The following is an 18,078-nucleotide window of genomic DNA, read 5'->3' as shown; positions in this document are numbered from 1 at the left end:
GCAGGAGGTTTCGGTGATGCGCACACTCGTCGTCGTCGGCAACGGCATGGTGAGCCACCGCCTGGTGGCGGCTCTGCGGGACGCGGACACCGCGGGCACCTGGCGGGTGGTTGTGCTCGCCGAGGAGCCGCGCCCGGCCTACGACCGGGTCGCCCTGACCTCCTACGTGGACGGTTGGGACGCCCAGGCGATCACCCTGCCCGGGTCGGACTACGCGGGCGACGACCTGGTCGGGCTGCGGCTCGGTGACCCGGTGACCGTGGTGGACCGCGCCGCGAAGCAGGTCACCACGGCTGCCGGGCACGTGCAGCCCTACGACGCGCTGGTGCTGGCCACCGGGTCGCGTCCGTTCGTGCCGCCGGTGCCCGGGCACGACCTGCCGGGCTGCTTCGCCTACCGCACGATCGAGGACCTGGACGCGATCCGCGCCGCGGTGGAGCGGGCGAAGGCGACCCGGCGCGGCCGCGCGGCCGCGATGGTGGTCGGCGGCGGCCTGCTCGGGCTGGAGGCGGCCAAGGCGCTGCGGGACATGGGCCTGTCCCCGCACGTGGTCGAGATGGCGCCGCGGCTCATGCCGATCCAGGTCGACGACGGCGGCGGACGGCTGCTGCGCAAGCTGGTCACCGACCTCGACCTGACGGTCCACACCGGAACGTCGGCGGAGCGGATCGAGCCGGACGGCGACCGGCTCGTCACCACCCTCACCAACGGCACCGAGCTGGACCTGGACCTGGTGGTGTTCTCCGCCGGTGTCCGGCCCCGCGACGAGCTGGCCCGCTCGGCCGGCCTCGAGGTCGGCGAGCGCGGCGGGATCGTCACGGACTCCTCGTGCCGCACCAGCGATCCGGACATCTGGGCGGTCGGCGAGTGCGCCGCGGTCGGGGGCCGGTGCTACGGTCTCGTCGCCCCCGGCTACACGATGGCCGAGATCGTCGCCGCGCAGCTGCTCGGCCGGTCCGGCGAATTCCCCGGCGCGGACCTGTCCACCAAGCTCAAGCTGATGGGCGTGGATGTGGCCAGCTTCGGCGACGCCCACGGCGCCACCGAGAACTCGGCCGAGGTTGTGCTCTCCGACGCGGTCGGCGGCTACTACAAGAAGCTGGTCGTGTCCGAAGCGGACTCGGATGGCAAGCGCCTGCTGCTGGGCGGTGTCCTGGTCGGTGACGCGAGCGCCTACACCCTGCTCCGCCCGCTGGTCGGCAGCCCGCTGCCGGCGGACCCGGCGGCGATGCTCGCCCCCGAGGGCGCCTCGGGCGCGGTGGGTGTGGAGGCGCTGCCCGAGGAGGCGCAGGTCTGCTCGTGCAACGCGGTGAGCAAGGGCGCGATCACCGACGCGATCGTGCACCAGGGCTGTGACAGCGTCGCGAAGATCAAGGGCTGCACCAAGGCCGGCACCACCTGCGGGTCGTGCGTGCCGATGCTGACGAAGCTGCTGGACGTCTGCGGGGTCGAGCAGTCGACGGCGCTGTGCGAGCACTTCACCCACTCCCGGCAGGAGCTGTTCCAGATCGTCCGCGCCACCCGGATCACCACGTTCGGCGAGCTGATCGCCCGGCACGGCACCGGCGCCGGCTGCGAGATCTGCAAACCGGCCGTCGCCTCGATCCTCGCCACGCTCGACACGACCGACCGCACGGGCGGCCACGTGCTGGCCGGCGAGCAGGCCGCGCTGCAGGACACCAACGACCACTTCCTGGCGAACCTCCAGCGCAACGGCACCTACTCGGTCGTGCCGCGCATCCCCGGCGGCGAGATCACCCCGGTGAAGCTGAAGGTGATCGCCGAGGTCGCCGAGGAATTCGGGCTCTACACCAAGATCACCGGCGGGCAGCGCATCGACCTGTTCGGCGCGACGGTGGACCAGCTGCCGCTCATCTGGAAGCGGCTGGTGGACGCGGGGATGGAGTCCGGGCACGCCTACGGCAAGTCGCTGCGCACCGTGAAATCGTGTGTCGGGTCCACCTGGTGCCGTTACGGCGTGCAGGACAGCGTCGGCCTGGCGATCGAACTGGAGCTGCGTTACCGGGGCCTGCGCTCACCGCACAAGCTCAAGGCCGGCGTCTCCGGTTGTGCCCGGGAGTGCGCCGAGGCCCGCGGCAAGGACTTCGGCGTGATCGCCACCGAGAAGGGGTGGAACCTCTACGTCGGCGGCAACGGCGGCGCGCTGCCCCGGCACGCCGGGCTGCTGGCGTCCGACCTGGACAAGGACACGCTGATCAGCTACCTCGACCGGTTCCTGATGTTCTACGTCCGCACCGCCGACCGGTTGCAGCGCACCGCGCCGTGGATCGAGGAGATGGACGGCGGGCTGGACCACCTGCGGGCGGTCGTCGTCGACGATGCGCTCGGCATCTGCGACGAGCTGGACGCCGCGATGGCCAAGCACGTGGCGAACTACGCCGACGAGTGGCGCGGCGTGCTGGAGGACCCGGAGAAGCTCGCCCGGTTCACCTCGTTCGTCAACGCGCCGGGCGTGCCCGACCCGACGATCTCGTTCCGCGCGGAACGCGAGCAGAAAGTGCCCGTCCTGCTGGGTGTCCCGGAGGTGGTGCCGCGATGACCGCGGTGGAGGAGAAGCACGCGACGGGCGTCGTGGAGATCTGCCCGGTCGACCGGCTCGTTCCCGGCCGCGGCGTGGCCGCCCTGCTGCCCGGCGGCAGGCAGGTGGCGATCTTCCGCACGGCGACCGGCGAGGTACACGCCCTGTCCAATATGGATCCGTTCACCAGGGCTGCCGTGCTGTCGCGGGGGATCGTCGGTGACGTCCGCGGCGTGCCGCACGTCGCGTCGCCCATGCTGAAGCACCGGTTCGAGCTGGCCACCGGGTACTGCCTGGACGACGAGACGGTGGCCGTGCGCACCTACCCGGTGCGGGTGGTCGAGGGCGTGGTGTACCTCCAAGCATGATCGAGGCTTCCGGAACCCTGCCGCTCACCGGGTTCGCGGTCGGCATCACCGCGGCCCGCCGCGCGGACGAGCTCGGCGCGCTGCTGGTGCGCAAGGGTGCGACGGTGCGGTACGGGCCGGCCATCCGGATCGTGCCGCTCGCCGACGACACCGAGCTGCGCGCCGCGACCGAACGGCTGCTGGCGGAACCGGTGGACGTGGTCGTGGCGACCACCGGGATCGGGTTCCGCGGCTGGGTCGAGGCGGCCGAGGGATGGGGGCTGGGCGAGGAGCTCGTCGACCGGCTCGGCACGGCGGCACTGCTGGCCCGCGGCCCGAAGGCCCGGGGCGCGATCCGGGCGGCCGGCCTGTCGGAGAGCTACGCGCCGGCGTCGGAGAGCAGCGCCGAGCTGCTCCAGCACCTGCTGGAGTCCGGCGTGGCGGGCCGGCGGATCGCGGTGCAGCTGCACGGCGAGCCGCTGCCGTACTTCGCCGAGGCCCTGCGGGAGGCCGGGGCCGAGGTCATCCAGGTGCCGGTCTACCGCTGGGTCGGGCCGGCCGATCCGGGCCCGCTGGACCGGTTGATCGACGCGGTGCTGGACGGTGCGGTCGATGCGCTGCCGTTCACCAGCGCACCGGCGGCGGCGAGCACGCTGGCGGTGGCCAGGCGCACCGGGCGGCTGGCCGGGCTGGTCGACGCGCTGACGCACCGGGTGCTGGTGGCGTGCGTCGGCCCGGTCACGGCCGCACCGCTGGCCGCGGCCGGGATCCCGGCGGTCCAGCCCGAGCGGGCCCGCATCGGGGCGCTCGCGCGGGTGGTGGCGCAGGCCCTGGCCGAGCGGTCGCCGAAACTGCGCGCCGCCGGCCGGTGCCTCGAGCTGCGCGGGCAGGCGGCCATTGTGGACGGTCAGCTGTGCGAGGTGGCACCCGCGCCGATGGCGGTGCTGCGGGCGCTGGCCCGCGAACCGGGGCGGGTGGTGTCGCGCCGGGAGCTGGCCTCGGCGCTGCCCGGGGGCGGCGCGGAACACGCGGTGGAGACCGCGATCGGGCGGCTGCGCACCTCGCTCGGCGAAGGGAGGCTCGTGCAGACCGTGGTGAAGCGCGGATACCGGCTGGCGGTGGAACGATGATCGTGCTGGCGGCCCACGGCACCCGCGACCCGCGGGGGGCGCGGGTGATCGAGCAACTGGCGGACCGGGTGCGGGCCGCGGCACCGGTGCCGGTGCGGGTGGCCTATGCCGACGTCCGGCAGCCCGACGTAACGACCGTGCTGGACTCGGTGCGCGGCTGCCAGGCGGTCGTCGTCCCGGCGTTCCTCGCGTCCGGCTACCACGTGCGCACGGACATTCCGGCGCAGATCGCGGCGAGCCGGCACCGCCACGCCGTCGTGGCCGAACCGTTCGGCCCGGCGCCGGAACTGATCGGGGTGCTGCGGGACCGGCTCGAGCAGGCGGGTTACCGCGCAGGTGACGCCGTCGTGCTGGCCGCGGCCGGATCCAGCGACCCGGGTGCGCTGGCCGAGGTGCGCTTCGCCGCGGACACGCTGGGCGCGCTGCTCGGCGTCTCCGTGCAGGTCGGTTACGCGGCCACGGCTCGGCCGGCGATCGCCGACGTCGTCGCGCGGGCCCGCGGACGTCGGGTGGCGGTGGCGTCGTGGCTGCTGGCGCCGGGCCTGTTCCAGCGCAGGGTGGCCGACGCCGGTGCGGACGTGGTCGCGGACCCGCTGGGCGTGCACCCGGATGTGGTGGGCCTGGTGCTGGCCCGCTACCGGCGGGCGCGGCGGCAGTTCACTCTCACCGGGGACGCGCCGGGTTGACAGGCAAGCGACGACTTGCCTATCGTGACGCCGTGGGTGACGTCTTCAAGGCCTTGGCCGATCCCACCCGGCGGACGATCCTCGACGAACTGACCGTCCGGGATGGACAGACGCTCTTCGAGATCTGCGGCCGGCTGGCGACCAACCACGGCCTCACGTCGTCGCGGCAGGCGGTCTCGCCTGATCTCCACCAGTCCGGCGGCCTCCAGCACGTCGAGGTGCTGCGAGACCGCCTGGGTTTCGTGAAGAAGCACGACGTGCCCGCGGGCGGGGCGCGGTGGCTCACCGTGGTGTCACCCGACAACCCGGAAGGTACCGAACTGCTCCTCGAACCGAGCGGTCATCCGGCGGCGAAGCCGTTCCGGGACGCGCTCGTCGCCGACGGGATCCCGTTCACGATGTTCACGGTCGACGACGTGCGCGCCGAGTACGAGCGGCTGCGCTCCCTGGGCGTCCGGTTCACCCAGGAGCCGACCGAGATGGGCCCGGTGACCACCGCCGTCTTCGACGACACCTGCGGCAACCTCATCCAAATCGCCACCCCGGCCTAGGACCAGGTGATCCGCAGGTCCGCGAAACCACGAGCCGCCGCGACGCGCTCGGCTTCCGCTTCCGCCGCCGCGCGTGCCGGGGGCGGCAGCGGATCGAACGCGGTGATCGTGAAGTCCAGCCGCTTCCGGCCGCTGCCCTTGGTCCGCCACACGCCGGCCACCTCGCCGCCGGCGAGCAGCGCACCCGGGTTGCCGAGGATCCGCCAGACCTCCTTCTGCCGCGCCCGGTCCGGCACCAGCAGGGCCCGGTCCCGCGACTGGAGGAACGGGTCCCACGGTGGCAGCAACCGCACCAGGTCCGGCTCCGGCGGGTCCGCCAGCGCGTCCACATCGGACTCGGGGAGGTACGCGGTGCGGCCCGCCACACGCACCTCCGCCAGATCGTCCGGCCACATCCGCCGCGCCACCGCCACCTTCGTGCCGACGAAGTCGGCGGCCTCGGACGGCGTGGCCGGGCCGTGCAGCCGCAGGTAGTCGCGGACGACCGCGGTCGCGGCCGCCGGGTCCGGCGTGGTGCGCATCCGCGGACGGCCGGTCAGCGGCGCCAGCGTCGCGGGCTGGGCGGCGGCCTCCAGCCGCGCGCCGCCGTGGATCGCCGCGAGCCGCATGAGCTGCTCCAGGATGTGGGTGGCCTGGCAGCCGCGGCACCAGTAGGACAACCCGTCCGGGATGATCCTGGTGACCGCCTCGCTCACCGCGCCCTTGGTCATCGTGCGCGTGACGACCTTGCGGATCGCCTTCGCCGCGGTGAACAGGCTGTCGGTGGCGCTCATCCCGGCCGCCTCGACCTGCTTGCGCTGCCAGCCCATCCGCGCCATCGCGTCGTCCTCGCCGAGCGGGACCAGCGCGGCGGTGACCTGCCCGATCTCGGTGGCGCGGTGGAAGTGCGGCGCTCCGCGGTGCGTCCAGGCCAGCACGAACCGCGGATCGTCGGCGAAGGACTCCTCGGTGACCGGGCCGGGCAGGCGCGCCGCGAGCGAGATCGCCGCGGTGTCGCGCTGCGTGCTCTGCAGGCCGAGGTCGAACACGGCCAGCGCGGCCGCGTCCGCCTCCTCGCGGTGCAGTCCCTGCGCCGCGATCCGGTGGGCGAGCACCTGCTCGCGATCGACCTCCAGCATCACAACCGGTGGTCGAAGGTGTAGGACACGGTTTCGCTCGCCCCGCCGATCGTGCCGCTGCCGGTGATCCCGGCCAGCTCGCCGGTGCCCGAGCCCTCGACCACGGTGAACGTGCCCTGGATGCCCTCGGCGCCGTAGGCCACCTCGTGCCGGATCACGAAGCTGCCCTTCCGGCCGTCCACGGTGCCCTCGATCCGTTCGAACCCCGGCGCGGTCTGCGTGCTGCCGGTGTAGCCCTCGCCCGGGTAGTACAGCAGGTAGTCGCACGCCGACTCGCCCTCGATGACACCCGAGTAGGTGAAGGTGGCGTGCGCGTGGGCGTACCGCGGGCCGTCCCCCGGGCCGCTCACGACCTTCTCGTCCCAGCTGCGCATGGTGAAAGTGTTCGTCATGTCCCCACTGTGCGACCTCGAACTGACATCTTCTGTCAGGTATTCGCGGAATACTGGACCCATGCGTGCGAGCAGGTTGCTGTCGGTGCTGCTGCTGTTGCAGAGCCGCGGCCGGATGACCGCCGACGAGCTGGCCGCGGAGCTCGAGGTGTCGGTGCGGACCGTGTACCGCGACATCGAGTCGCTGTCGGCCGCCGGTGTGCCGGTCTACGCCGAGCGCGGCCGGGCCGGTGGCTACCGGCTGCTCGACGGCTACCGCACCCGCCTGACCGGCCTGACCGGGGAGGAGGCCCAGTCGCTCCCGCTGGCCGGGCTGCCGGACGCGGCCGCCGAGCTGGGCCTGGGCACGGTGCTGACCGCCGCGCAGCTCAAGCTGTACGCCGCGCTGCCGGAGGAACTGCGCAGCCGCGCGGGGAAGGTCGCCGAGCGGTTCGTGCTCGACGTGCCCGGCTGGTTCCGCGGCATCGAAAGCCTGCCGCTGCTGGCCGGGGTGGCGCAGGCGGTGTGGGATTCGCGGCGGGTGTCCGTGCGCTACCAGCGGTGGGACCACAGCGAGACGAACCGCGTGCTGGAGCCGCTCGGGCTGATCCTCAAGGCCGGGAACTGGTACCTCGCCGCCCGCTGCGAGGGGGCGATCCGCACCTACCGGGTGTCCCGCATCCTCTCGGTGGAACCCGGAGCGGTGTTCGAGCGCCCGGCGGACTTCGACCTCACCGGGTACTGGCGGGAGTGGTCCGAGCAGTTCGAGCGGCGGATGTACCCGCGCGTCGCCGTGGTGCGGCTGTCCCCGCTGGGCCGCGACCTCGTACCGTTCTACCTCGGGGCGGTCGGCGCCCGCGCCCTGCGCGAGTGCCGCGGAACCCCGGACGAGGACGGGTGGTTGCGCGTGGAGTTGCCGGTCGAACCGGGCGCGCCCGCGCTCGGCGAGCTGCTGCGGTTCGGGCCCGAGCTGCAGGTGCTGGAGCCGGCGGACCTGCGCGACCAGGTGGCGGCGGCCGTCGGCCGGATGGGTGCGATCTATGGGTGAGCTGAGTGGCGTCACGATCGGGGTGACCGCGGAGCGGCGGGCCGGCGAGTTCATCGGGGCGCTGGAACGGCACGGCGCGACCGTGCGGCACGCGCCGTTGATCCACATCGTGCCGCTGTCCGGCGATGACCGGCTGCGCGCGGCCACCCAGGAGGTCCTGGCCGAGCCGCTGGACCTCCTGGCGGTCACCACCGGCGCCGGGTTCCGCGGCTGGATCGAGGCCGCCGAGGGCTGGGGGCTGCGCGACGAGCTGCTCGCCTCGCTGGGCCGGGCCCGGATCTTCGTCCGCGGACCGAAAGGCGCGGGTGCGGTGCGCGGGATGGGCCTGACCGAGGAGTGGGCCGCGCCGGGCGAGAGCAACCGCGAGCTGTTCCGGCACATCCTGGCCGCCGGGGTGACCGGCGCGCGGCTGGCGGTCCAGCTGCACGGCTCGCCGCTGCCGGAACACACCGAGCCGTTGCGCGGCGCCGGGGCGCGGGTGACCGAGGTGCAGCCGTACCGGTGGGAGTGGCCCGCCGACCTGCGCCCGGCACACGAACTGCTCGACGGGGTGCTCGGCGGCGCGGTGCGGGCACTGGCGTTCACCAGCGCCCCGGCCAGCGCGAACCTGCTGCGGCTGGCCCGCGAGCGCGGCAGCTACGACGAGCTGGTGCGCGCACTGCGCGGGGACGTGGTGTGCGCATGCGTCGGCCCGGTGACCGCGGCACCATTCACCGAGGCGGGCATCCCGACGCGGCAACCCGAGCGGCAGCGGCTCGGTGCGCTGGTCAAGCTGCTGGTGGCGGAACTGGGCACCCGGTGACCCAGGGGCCGGGCCGGCGGCTCTACGGCCGCCAGCGGTAGGTGCGCAGGTCCACCTTCTGCCCGTCCGCCAGCACGCCCTCGGCCCGCAGCAGCTCCAGCTGCCGGTGCACGAGGTGCGGCGCGGGCGTGCCGTTGGCGCGCAGGATCCGGTGCCACGGCAGGTCGGCGCCGTCCTCGGACAGGACGCGGCCGATCATCCGCGGCGACGGGGCTCCGGCGACGGCCGCGATGTCGCCGTAGGTGGCGACCTTCCCCGGCGGCACGGTGGCGATCACCTCGCGCACCCGCTCGTGCAGCTCCTCGTCCACGTGACCAAACTACCGCCAGGGTGTGCCGGTGCGTGGTTCTGTCGGTCCGTCGTGATTCCATGCCAGACGTGAGCGGAGAGGGCACCCGGTCCCGGGCGGGCGCGCGGCTGGTTCGGCCGCCCGTCGCCGAGCCGCGCCCGGAGCTCTGGGACGGTGATGCGCGGGCGGTGCTGGCGGCGCCGCGCGGGTTCGTCCGGGTCCTCGGCGGCCCGGGCACCGGCAAGACCACCCTGATCACCAGCGCGGCCGCGGCCCGCATCCAGGGTGGTGCCGATCCGGAGAGCCTGCTGGTGCTCACCGCGTCCCGCCGCGCCGCCGGCGCCCTGCGCGCCGAGATCACGCGGCGCGTCACGGCCCGCGAGAGCGGTGGGTTGCCGCGCACGATCCGGGAGCCGATCGTGCGGACGGTCCACTCGTACGCGTTCTCGCTGCTGCGCCTGCAGGCCGGGCTGCAGGACGTGCCGGCGCCGCGGCTGTTGTCCAGCCCGGAGCAGGACGTGGTGGTCCGCGATCTGCTGGCCGGCGACCTCGCGCAGGGCGCGGAGAACTGGCCCGAGCAGCTGCGTCCCGCGCTGGCCGTACCGGGGTTCGCCGAGGAACTGCGGGACCTGCTGCTGCGTGCCGCCGAGCGCGGCCTTGGCCCGGAGGACCTGGTCAAGCTCGGCCGCCGCAAGGACCGTCCGGAGTGGGTCGCCGCCGGCCTCTTCTGGCGCCAGTACGAAGAGGTCACCGTGTTGCAGGGCGCGGGCGGCAACGCGCTGGGCGCGCCCGGTTCACCGGCCCTGGACGCCGCCGAGCTGGTCGCGAGCGCGCTCGTCGAGCTGGAAGGCGATCCGGACCTGCTGGCGCGGGAGCAGGCGCGGATCCGGCACGTGTTCGTCGACGACGCCCAGCACCTGGACCACCTGCAGTTCCGGCTGCTGCGGCTGCTCGGCACGGCGGCCGAGGACTTCGTCGTGGCCGGCGACCCGGATCAGGCGATTTTTTCCTTCCGCGGCGCCGATCCGAACCTGCTGACCCGCGCCGACGCCGACGGCGCGCGCACCGTGACACTGACCCGCACGCACCGGATGAGCCTGGCCGTGCACGAGGCGGTGCGGAAGCTCGGCGCCACCCTGCCGGGCGCCAACCGGCACCGCGCGATCAGCGTCGATCCCGGGTCCGAGCCGGGTGAAGTCAAGGTGCGGTTGCTGCCGACGCCGTCCGCGGAGGCGAGCTGGGTCGCCGACCAGTTGCGCCGCGCGCACCTGATCGACGGGGTGCCGTGGTCGGACATGGCGGTGCTGGTGCGTTCGCCGGCCCGGTCGCTGCCCGTGTTGCAGCGTGCGATGCGCGCTGCCGGGGTGCCGATCGCGTCCGCCGCGGAGGAGCTGCCGCTGGCCCGCCAGCCCGCCGTCCGGCCGCTGCTCGCGGTGCTGCGGGTGGCCGGTGATCCGGACCTGCTGGACGCCGACACCGCCGAGATGCTGCTGGCGTCGCCGCTCGGCGGCGCGGATCCGCTGGCGCTGCGGCGGATGCGCCGCGGTCTGCGCCGGCTGGAACTGGCCGGCGGTGGCGAGCGGTCCAGCGACGAGCTGCTCGTGGAAGTGTTGCGGGACAACGACAAGCTCGGCGGCCTCGCGGAGGGCGAGGCGGCACCGATCCGCCGGGTGGGTGGGCTGATCGCCGCCGCCCGCGCGGCCATCGAGCGCGGCGCCGGTGTCGAGCAGGTGCTGTGGGACGTGTGGCGGGACAGCGGGCTGCAGAAGCGGTGGGTCCGGCTGTCCGCGCGTGGCGGCACGCTCGGTGCGCAGGCCGACCGCGATCTGGACGCGGTGGTGGCCCTGTTCCACGCCGCCGGCACCTACGTCGACCGGCTGCCGAGGGCGAGCGTGGCGGCCTTTGCCGATTACCTGTCCGCGCAGAACATCGCCGGTGACAGCCTGGCGCCGGTGGCGATGCGCGGTGCGGGCGTTTCGCTGCTGAGCGCGCACGGGGCCGCGGGTCGCGAGTGGACGGTGGTGGCCGTCGCGAACGTGCAGGAGGGCAGCTGGCCGGACCTGCGGCTGCGGGGGTCGCTGCTCGGGGTCGAGCGGCTGGTGGACCTGCTGTCCGGGCTGGAGGAGGAGACCGTCTCGGCCACCGCGCCGATCCTCGCCGAGGAGCGGCGGCTGTTCTACCTCGCTGCCGCCCGGGCGAAGCGGACGTTGCTGGTCAGCGCGGTGATCGGGGAGGACGAGCAGCCCTCCCGGTTCGTCGACGACCTGGAGGCGAACACCGCCGACGAGTCCGGGCTGGACTCCCGGGTCAAGCCGCCGGGGCGGTCGCTGGTGCTGGCCGAGCTGGTCGGTGACCTGCGGCGGGCGGTGTGCGATCCGGAGGTGGAGCCGGAGCGCCGGGCCAGGGCGGCGCGGCAGCTGGCGCGGCTGGCGCGGGCCGGGGTACCGGGCGCGCACCCGGATTCGTGGTACGGCACGGTCGAGCCGTCGACGCACGCGCCGCTCTACGCCACCGGCGACGTCGTCCGGATTTCCCCGTCCACTGTGGAGACTCTGAAGAAGTGCCCGCTGCGGTGGCTGATCGAGCGGCACGGCGGCAGCGACCCGGCCCAGCTCGCGGCGATCACCGGCACGCTGGTGCACGAGCTGGCGCAGGCCGCGGCGGGCGGCATGGACGAGGAAGGGCTGCGCCGGGCGCTGGACGAGGCGTGGGCGAGGGTCGACGCGGGCGCGCCGTGGTTCTCGCGGCGGGAACGGAACCGGGTCGAGCAGATGGTGCGGAACTTCCTGGCGTGGCTGGAGACGTCCCGGCACGAGTTGCGGCAGATGGGCATCGAGCAGGACATCGAGGTCGAACTGCCGGTGGGGTCGGACGGGTTGCTGGTCAAGTTGCGTGGCCGGGTCGACCGGCTCGAGCACGACCGCGACGGCCGCCCGGTGATCGTCGACCTGAAGACCGGGAAGACCGTGGTCAGCGCCGCGGACGCGGAGCTCAACCCGCAGCTGGCGGCCTACCAGCTGTCGGTGTTGCTGGGAGCGTTCGGCGATGCGCGGCGCCCGGGGGGCGCGAAGCTGGTCTACCTGGCGAAGTCCCACAACCGGACGGGCGCGGCGGTGCGGGAACAGCCCGCGCTGGACGAGGAGAGCGGCCGCGAGTGGCTCGAGCTCGTGCGGAAGGTCGCGGCGTCCGCCACCGGGCCGGAGTACGACGCCACGGAAAACCCGGACTGCGACCGGTGCCCGGCGAAGGGCACCTGCCCGTTGCGGCCGGAGGGCAGGCAGGTGACGGGGCCGTGACCGGTGCCATCGGGAGCGCGCGGCCCGCGGCACGAGCCGGGGGAGAAACCCGATGACGCAACTGGCCAGCCCGGCCGAAGTCGCGCACGCGCTGGGCCTGCACCCGCCGACCCCGGAACAGGCGGCGGTCATCGCGGCGCCGATCGAGCCCGCGCTCGTCGTCGCCGGGGCGGGCGCCGGCAAGACCGAAACCATGGCCGCGCGGGTGGTGTGGCTCGTCGCCAACGGGTTCGTCACCCCGGATCGCGTCCTGGGCCTCACGTTCACCCGCAAGGCCGCCCGCCAGCTCGCCGACCGGGTCCGCGCCCGCCTGCGCCGCCTCGCCGGGTCCGGCCTGCTCGACCGCCTCGACCCCGGCGGCGCGCGCCGGGCCGCGGTGCTCGCCGGGGAGCCGACCGTGCTCACCTACCACGCCTACGCCGGCCGCCTGCTGGCCGAACACGGCCTCCGCCTCCCGGTGCAGCCCGGCGTCCGCCTGCTGTCCGAGACCAGTTCCTGGCAGCTCGCCCACCGGGTGGTGTCCACCTGGGACGCGGACCTGGACACCGACCGCGTGCCGGCCTCGGTCACGGCCCAGCTGCTGGCCCTCACCGGCGAACTCGGCGAGCACCTGGTCACCGAGGAGCAGCTCGCGAGCTACACGCGCTGGTTGTGCGACCTCATCGAACGCGCCCCGCGAGCCAAGGGCCAGCGCGCGGCCATGCCGAAGAGCCTCACCGACATCATCGCGGCGCAGACCTTCCGCCTCTCCCTCATCCCGCTCATCGAGGAGTACCAGCGCCGCAAACGCGCGGAGGGCGCGCTCGACTTCGCCGACCAGATGTCGCTCGCCGCGACGCTGGCGAGCGGTCACCCGCAGGTCGCCGAGGGCGAACGCGCCCGCTACGGCGCCGTCCTGCTCGACGAGTACCAGGACACCGGCCACGCCCAGCGCATCCTGCTGCGCTCGCTGTTCGGCGGCACCGGGAACGAGCCGATGCCGGTCACCGCGGTCGGCGACCCCGCCCAGGCCATTTACGGCTGGCGCGGCGCCAGCGCGGCCAACCTGCCCCGCTTCACCACCGACTTCCCGCGTACCGGTCTCCGGCCCGCTCACGAGTACGGCCTGCTCACCAGCTTCCGCAACCCCGCCGAGGTCCTGGTGCTCGCCAACGGCATCGCCGAACCACTGCGTGCCCGCGGCCTCGGCGTGGAACGGTTGCGGGCCCGGGACGACGCGCCCGCGGCCGACATCGAGGTCGCCCTGCTGCCGGACATCCGCACCGAACGCGAGTGGGTCGCCGGTGCGCTCGCCCAGCGCTGGTTCGGCCACCAGGCCGAACACGGCGCCCCGCCCACCGCGGCGGTTCTCGTCCGGCGCCGCGCCGACATGGCCCCGATCGCCGCCGAGCTGCGGGCCCGCGGCCTGCCGGTGGAGGTCGTCGGCCTCGGCGGGCTGCTGGACGAGCCCGAGGTGGCCGACCTCGTCGCCACCCTGCGCGTGCTCGCCGACCCGCTGGCCGGCACCGCCGCGGCACGTCTGCTCACCGGCGCCCGCTGGCGCCTGGCGGCCGCCGACCTCGCCGCGTTGTGGCGGCGCGCCAACGAGATCTCCGCGCCGCCACCCACCGAAGAGTCCGGAATGGACGGTCTGTTCGCCGAGCGTGCCGAGCAGACCGGCCTGATCGATGCCATCGACGACCCGGGTGACCCGAGGCGTTACTCGCCGGAGGGCTACCGCCGGATCCGCGAGCTGGGCCACGAGCTGGCCGCGTTGCGCCGCCGCCTCGACCAGTCGCTGCCGGAGCTGGTCGCCGACGTCGAGCGCACGCTGCTGCTCGACGTCGAGGCCCAGGCCCGCCCCGGCAGTGCCCGCCGGGCGCACCTGGACGCCTTCGCCGACGTGGTCACCGACTTCGCCGAGACCTCGCCGAACGCCACACTGATGTCCTTTGTGGACTACCTGGCTACGGCGGCGCACGCCGAGGACGGCCTCACCCCCGGTGAGGTCGAGGTCCTGCCGGACCGGGTGCAGGTGCTCACGGTCCACTCCGCGAAGGGGCTGGAGTGGGAGGTCGTCGCAGTGCCGCACCTGGCCCGCGAGGTGTTCCCCAACAAACGCCGGTCCTCGTCCTGGCTGCGCACCGTCACCTCGCTGCCGGCGGCGCTGCGCGGCGACTCGGCGGACCTGCCGAAGCTGCGCGTGTCCGACGGCATGGACCGCAAGGAGATCACCGAGGCGTTCGAGATCCACGAGCAGGACTTCGCCGAGCGCGAGGCGGACGAGGAACGCCGCCTCTGCTACGTCGCGCTCACCCGGTCCGAGCGCGCCCTCCTCGTCTCCGGGCACTGGTGGAACGAGACGAGCACCCGTCCCAAGGGGCCTTCGGACTTCCTGCTGGAGGTCGGCGAGCTCGCCCGCGAGGGAATCGGCAAGATCGCCACGTGGGCCGCGGAACCGCCCGCGGACGAGGAGAACCCGCTGGTCAGCCAGGCCCGGTCGGCGCAGTGGCCGTCCGATCCGCTGACCGGGCGGCGCGACGCGGTGGCCGAGGGCGCCGACCTGGTGCGCACCGCACTGGCCGAGGGCGAGGAGACCGACGACGGAGACGAAAGTGACGACGGTGGCCACAGCGACGACCCGGACGGCTGGATCGCTGACACCGACGTCCTGCTGGCCGAGTACGCCAGCCGCGCCGGTACGCAGGAGCAGGTCACGCTGCCCGACCACCTGTCGGTGAGCCAGCTCGTCGAGCTCGCCGCCGACCCGGCCGCGCTGGCCCGCCGCCTGCGCCGGCCGCTGCCGGTTCCGCCGAACACCTTCGCGCGCCGTGGCACCGCGTTCCACGGCTGGCTGGAACGCCGGTTCGCCGGCGACCGGCTGTTCGACCTCGACGAGCTGCCCGGCGCCGCCGACCCGGACGAGGCCGGCGACGACGAGCTGGATGCGCTGCGGGACGCCTTCGACCGCGGCGACTGGGCGCTGCGCACCCCGCACGAGGTCGAGGTGCCGTTCTCCACCGAGGTGGACGGGGTGACCGTGCGCGGGCGGATGGACGCGGTGTTCGCCGATCCGGACGGCGGGTGGACCGTCGTGGACTGGAAGACCGGCGCGGTGCCGGAGGAGGGCCGGATGGCGGCGCTCGCCGTGCAGCTCGCGGCCTACCGGCTGGCGTGGGCGTCGTTGTCCGGCACCCCGCTGGAGAAGGTGCGGGCAGCCTTCCACTACGTGCGCGAGAACCGCACCGTGCGCCCGGTGGACCTGCTGGACGGCGACGGCCTGCGGGACCTGCTCCGCGGCGTTCCGGAGCCCTGGCGGGGGGAACGTTGATCGTTTACGATCCGCGGGTGCGTGTCGCGGACGAACCGGACCCGTCGCCCGTCGGCGTCGTCCGGATGCCCGAGCCGTCGGTCAGCCCCATCCGATCCATCGGCAGACGGGTTCTGTGGGCGCTGGTCGCACTGGTGGCCGCCGTGTTCCTGGTCTACCTGGGCCGGGACGGTTACCGCGACGTCAACGACGACGGACTGTCGCTGCTGGACTGCTTCTACTACGCGACCGTCTCGCTCTCGACCACCGGCTACGGCGACATCACGCCGGTGACCAGCACCGCCCGGCTGATCAACGTCCTGGTGATCACGCCGCTGCGGGTGCTGTTCCTCATCGTCCTGGTCGGCACCACGCTCGAGGTGCTGACCGAACGGTCACGGCAGGCGTTCCGGATTCAGAAGTGGAGGTCCAGGGTGCGGGACCACGTGGTGGTCGTCGGGTTCGGGACGAAGGGCCGGTCCGCTGTCAAGACGCTGCTCGGCGACGAGGCCGTCGAGCCGAACAAGATCGTCGTGGTGGACACCGACCAGCAGGCGCTGGACGCGGCCGCCGCGATGGGCCTGGTCACGGTGCACGGCTCGGCCACCCGCTCGGACGTGCTGCGGGTGGCGGCGGTGCAGCGGGCGCGCGCGGTCGTCGTCGCCGCGGATCGGGACGATTCCGCGGTGCTGGCCACGCTCACCGCGCGTGAGCTGGCGCCGGACGCGCACATCGTGGTGTCGGTGCGCGAAGCGGAGAACGTCCACCTGCTCAAGCAGTCCGGCGCCAACCAGGTGGTGGTCTCCAGCGAGACCGCGGGACGGCTGCTCGGCATGGCCACGTCCACGCCGGTGGTCGTCGACATGTTCGAGGACCTGCTGACCCCGGAGTCCGGCCTGGCGATCGCCGAGCGGCCCGCGGAGAAGTCCGAGGAGGGCGGCTCGCCCCGGCACCTGCCGGACATCGTGCTCGGCGTGGTGCGTGGCGGGCAGCTGCACCGGGTGGACTCGCCGGCGGTGGACGCCATCGAGCCGGGCGACCGGCTGCTGTATGTGCGGAAAGTGACCCCTGCAGAACAGGTCGAGTGAGAGATCCGGCCCACCCGCGGGCGGGTGGGCATCCCACCGGCCGTCTGGGAGCATGGGAGCCGTGCTGCGCTGGAACACCGTCGCCGTCGCCGTGGTCGTCGGCATCGCCATCGTGACCGCCGTGTGGTGGGCGGGCCCGGGCGTGCTGGGCACCGCGTCCGCCGCGCAGGGCACGGTCGCGCAGGCCACCGTCACGAAGGGCGCGGAGTGCTCGGCGGCCGACCCGCAGGAGACGGTGGAGATCACCCTGGACGGCCGGAAGCGCACCGGCACGCTGGACGCGTGCGGGCACGACCCGAACGACCGCGTCGACGTCACCGTGCCGGCCTCCGCCGGGGACGGTGACACCCAGGACATCCAGGTCCACCTGGCCGACGTGGTGACCGGTCACGACGGTGTGCGCCGCCCGGTCGGGCTCGCGCTGCTCGCGCTGAGCTGCCTCGGCGGGGGAACCTACGCGTTCCTGGTGCGCCGCGGCCCACGCCGGGACGCGGCGGCCGGCGTCAGCTGACCGCGGAGGCGGGCGCGGCGAAGGTGTTGCACTTCGCGATGCGGTTGAACTGGGCGCCGGTTCGCCACCACTGGGCGTAGTGCGCGTTGGTGCCGTGGTCGTTGCTGCCCGAGGTGTTGTCGCCGCGGCTGTCCTGGTCCCGCCACGCCTTCGCGTACATGTCCCGGGTCACCGAACCGCCCTGGCCGACCACGGCGCCGAGGAACATCCCGGAGAAGCACTGGGCCTGGAGCTCCTTGCGCCGGGACAGCTCCAGCCCGGCCGGCGTGTTCTGCCCCACGGCGTAGATCTGCTGCCACACCGCGTCCATGATCCCGGCCACCTCCTGCACGTGGTGGCCGTACTCGTGCGCGAACAGCGCCAGGTACACGCCCGGGTTGTCGCCGTACTGGTCGGTTTGCAGGCCGCGGAAGGGGACGTAGAGGTTGTCGTCGCAGTAGTAGGCCGCGGTCGCCACGCTGACCGCGATCGTGCCGCACGCGGTGGTGAAGTGGGTGCCGGTGGGGAAGTGCAGGGCAGGCGGGGTGAACGGCAGGTGGTGCTGCCGGAGGAAGTCGCCCCACGCCTGGTTGAGGCACTCGTCGGCGGCGGTGAAGAAGGCCTCGGCCGAGGACTGGTCGCTGTGCCAGCCGGGCAGCTCACAGGCCAGGTTCCGGAGCCCGTCGTCCGGGTTCTGCAGGATCGGGTGGTCCGCGAGCGCGAGGATCTTCTCGCCGTCCGGGGCACTGGTGGCCGCGCCCGCCGCGTTGCCGCCGCTGACCGCGGTCGCCGGTGGTGCGGCGGTGGTGGTGGGCGAGCCCGAACCGGCGCGGACCGCGACGAAGACCACCAGACCCGCGAGCAGCACCGCCACGGCGCTCAGCGCGAAGGCGGTGACCGGCCGCGTGGAACGCCGACGTGCCCGGTGCCGCGGCGCCGAGGAGGGCGGCGGCAACGGTTCCCGGGGGCGCTGCGGCGGAGGCGTCATCGGGCGCCAGCATAGCCAGCGCCCGGACCGGTCCGGGAGATCACGA

Annotated in this window: 15 protein-coding genes; 11 read left to right on the top strand and 4 right to left on the bottom strand. The window is 73.9% G+C overall.

What is annotated here, in order from left to right; all coding sequences use genetic code 11:
* Nucleotides 1–16 precede the first annotated feature (16 nt).
* From nirB to FHX46_RS28925, 5 genes are read left to right on the top strand one after another with little or no spacing between them, the layout of a single operon-like run.
* Nucleotides 17–2,560, top strand: a complete 2,544-nt coding sequence (gene nirB / locus FHX46_RS24495) for a nitrite reductase large subunit NirB (RefSeq protein WP_167121646.1) — start codon at nt 17–19, stop codon at nt 2,558–2,560.
* Nucleotides 2,557–2,907: a nitrite reductase small subunit NirD gene (nirD, locus tag FHX46_RS24490; protein ID WP_167119487.1), complete on the top strand. Its 351-nt coding sequence runs from the start codon at nt 2,557–2,559 to the stop codon at nt 2,905–2,907. Before nirB ends, nirD begins: the two co-directional genes overlap by 4 nt.
* Nucleotides 2,904–4,016 (top strand): uroporphyrinogen-III synthase, encoded by a 1,113-nt coding sequence (locus FHX46_RS24485; RefSeq protein ID WP_167119482.1) that lies wholly within the window; start codon nt 2,904–2,906, stop codon nt 4,014–4,016. Before nirD ends, FHX46_RS24485 begins: the two co-directional genes overlap by 4 nt.
* Nucleotides 4,013–4,702 carry a sirohydrochlorin chelatase gene (locus tag FHX46_RS24480; protein WP_167119479.1) on the top strand — a complete coding sequence of 230 codons (690 nt, stop codon included), beginning with the start codon at nt 4,013–4,015 and terminating at the stop codon, nt 4,700–4,702. Before FHX46_RS24485 ends, FHX46_RS24480 begins: the two co-directional genes overlap by 4 nt.
* 32 nt (nt 4,703–4,734) lie before the next feature.
* A complete protein-coding gene (locus tag FHX46_RS28925; RefSeq protein ID WP_167119476.1) occupies nt 4,735–5,253 on the top strand; it encodes a VOC family protein in 519 nt (172 codons plus the stop codon).
* Here FHX46_RS28925 and FHX46_RS24470 read toward each other — a convergent pair.
* Together FHX46_RS24470 and FHX46_RS24465 are read right to left on the bottom strand one after the other, a co-directional pair.
* Nucleotides 5,250–6,371: a DNA glycosylase AlkZ-like family protein gene (locus FHX46_RS24470; protein WP_167119474.1), complete on the bottom strand. Its 1,122-nt coding sequence runs from the start codon at nt 6,369–6,371 to the stop codon at nt 5,250–5,252. The two genes, FHX46_RS28925 and FHX46_RS24470, sit on opposite strands and share 4 nt — an antisense overlap.
* Nucleotides 6,371–6,763 carry a DUF3224 domain-containing protein gene (locus FHX46_RS24465; RefSeq protein WP_167119470.1) on the bottom strand — a complete coding sequence of 131 codons (393 nt, stop codon included), beginning with the start codon at nt 6,761–6,763 and terminating at the stop codon, nt 6,371–6,373. Before FHX46_RS24465 ends, FHX46_RS24470 begins: the two co-directional genes overlap by 1 nt.
* A 61-nt stretch (nt 6,764–6,824) precedes the next feature.
* On the opposite strand from FHX46_RS24465, the gene FHX46_RS24460 reads away from it, so the two are divergent.
* Entirely contained in the window at nt 6,825–7,790 is a 966-nt protein-coding gene (locus FHX46_RS24460) for a helix-turn-helix transcriptional regulator (RefSeq protein ID WP_167119467.1), read from the top strand.
* Complete coding sequence (locus FHX46_RS24455; RefSeq protein WP_167119464.1) at nt 7,783–8,592, top strand: uroporphyrinogen-III synthase; 810 nt, start codon at nt 7,783–7,785, stop codon at nt 8,590–8,592. Before FHX46_RS24460 ends, FHX46_RS24455 begins: the two co-directional genes overlap by 8 nt.
* A gap of 22 nt (nt 8,593–8,614) precedes the next feature.
* Here the strand turns inward: FHX46_RS24455 and FHX46_RS24450 are convergent, their stop codons facing one another.
* The gene (locus tag FHX46_RS24450) at nt 8,615–8,902 is read right to left on the bottom strand and encodes an MGMT family protein (protein WP_167099782.1); all 288 of its coding nucleotides are present in this window, start codon (nt 8,900–8,902) and stop codon (nt 8,615–8,617) included.
* Nucleotides 8,903–8,961: 59 nt separating this feature from the next.
* Here FHX46_RS24450 and FHX46_RS24445 point away from each other — a divergent pair, with 59 nt between their 5' ends.
* The 4 genes from FHX46_RS24445 to FHX46_RS24430 all read left to right on the top strand — a co-directional run bounded on the left by FHX46_RS24445 (nt 8,962) and on the right by FHX46_RS24430 (nt 17,065).
* Entirely contained in the window at nt 8,962–12,177 is a 3,216-nt protein-coding gene (locus FHX46_RS24445) for an ATP-dependent helicase (protein ID WP_390622639.1), read from the top strand.
* Nucleotides 12,178–12,229: 52 nt separating this feature from the next.
* The gene (locus FHX46_RS24440) at nt 12,230–15,487 is read left to right on the top strand and encodes an ATP-dependent helicase (protein WP_167119458.1); all 3,258 of its coding nucleotides are present in this window, start codon (nt 12,230–12,232) and stop codon (nt 15,485–15,487) included.
* A 65-nt stretch (nt 15,488–15,552) separates the two neighbouring features.
* Nucleotides 15,553–16,554: a potassium channel family protein gene (locus FHX46_RS24435; protein WP_243871825.1), complete on the top strand. Its 1,002-nt coding sequence runs from the start codon at nt 15,553–15,555 to the stop codon at nt 16,552–16,554.
* Nucleotides 16,555–16,606: 52 nt separating this feature from the next.
* Nucleotides 16,607–17,065: a hypothetical protein gene (locus FHX46_RS24430; protein WP_167119452.1), complete on the top strand. Its 459-nt coding sequence runs from the start codon at nt 16,607–16,609 to the stop codon at nt 17,063–17,065.
* On the opposite strand, the gene FHX46_RS24425 is transcribed toward FHX46_RS24430, so the two are convergent.
* Entirely contained in the window at nt 17,058–18,032 is a 975-nt protein-coding gene (locus tag FHX46_RS24425; protein WP_167119449.1) for a neutral zinc metallopeptidase, read from the bottom strand. The genes FHX46_RS24430 and FHX46_RS24425 overlap by 8 nt on opposite strands.
* Between the last annotated feature and the right edge of the window lie 46 nt (nt 18,033–18,078).

It is taken from the genome of Amycolatopsis viridis (genome assembly GCF_011758765.1).
Lineage (GTDB): Bacteria > Actinomycetota > Actinomycetes > Mycobacteriales > Pseudonocardiaceae > Amycolatopsis_E > Amycolatopsis_E viridis.
This window is presented reverse-complemented; position numbering and strand designations above follow the sequence as displayed.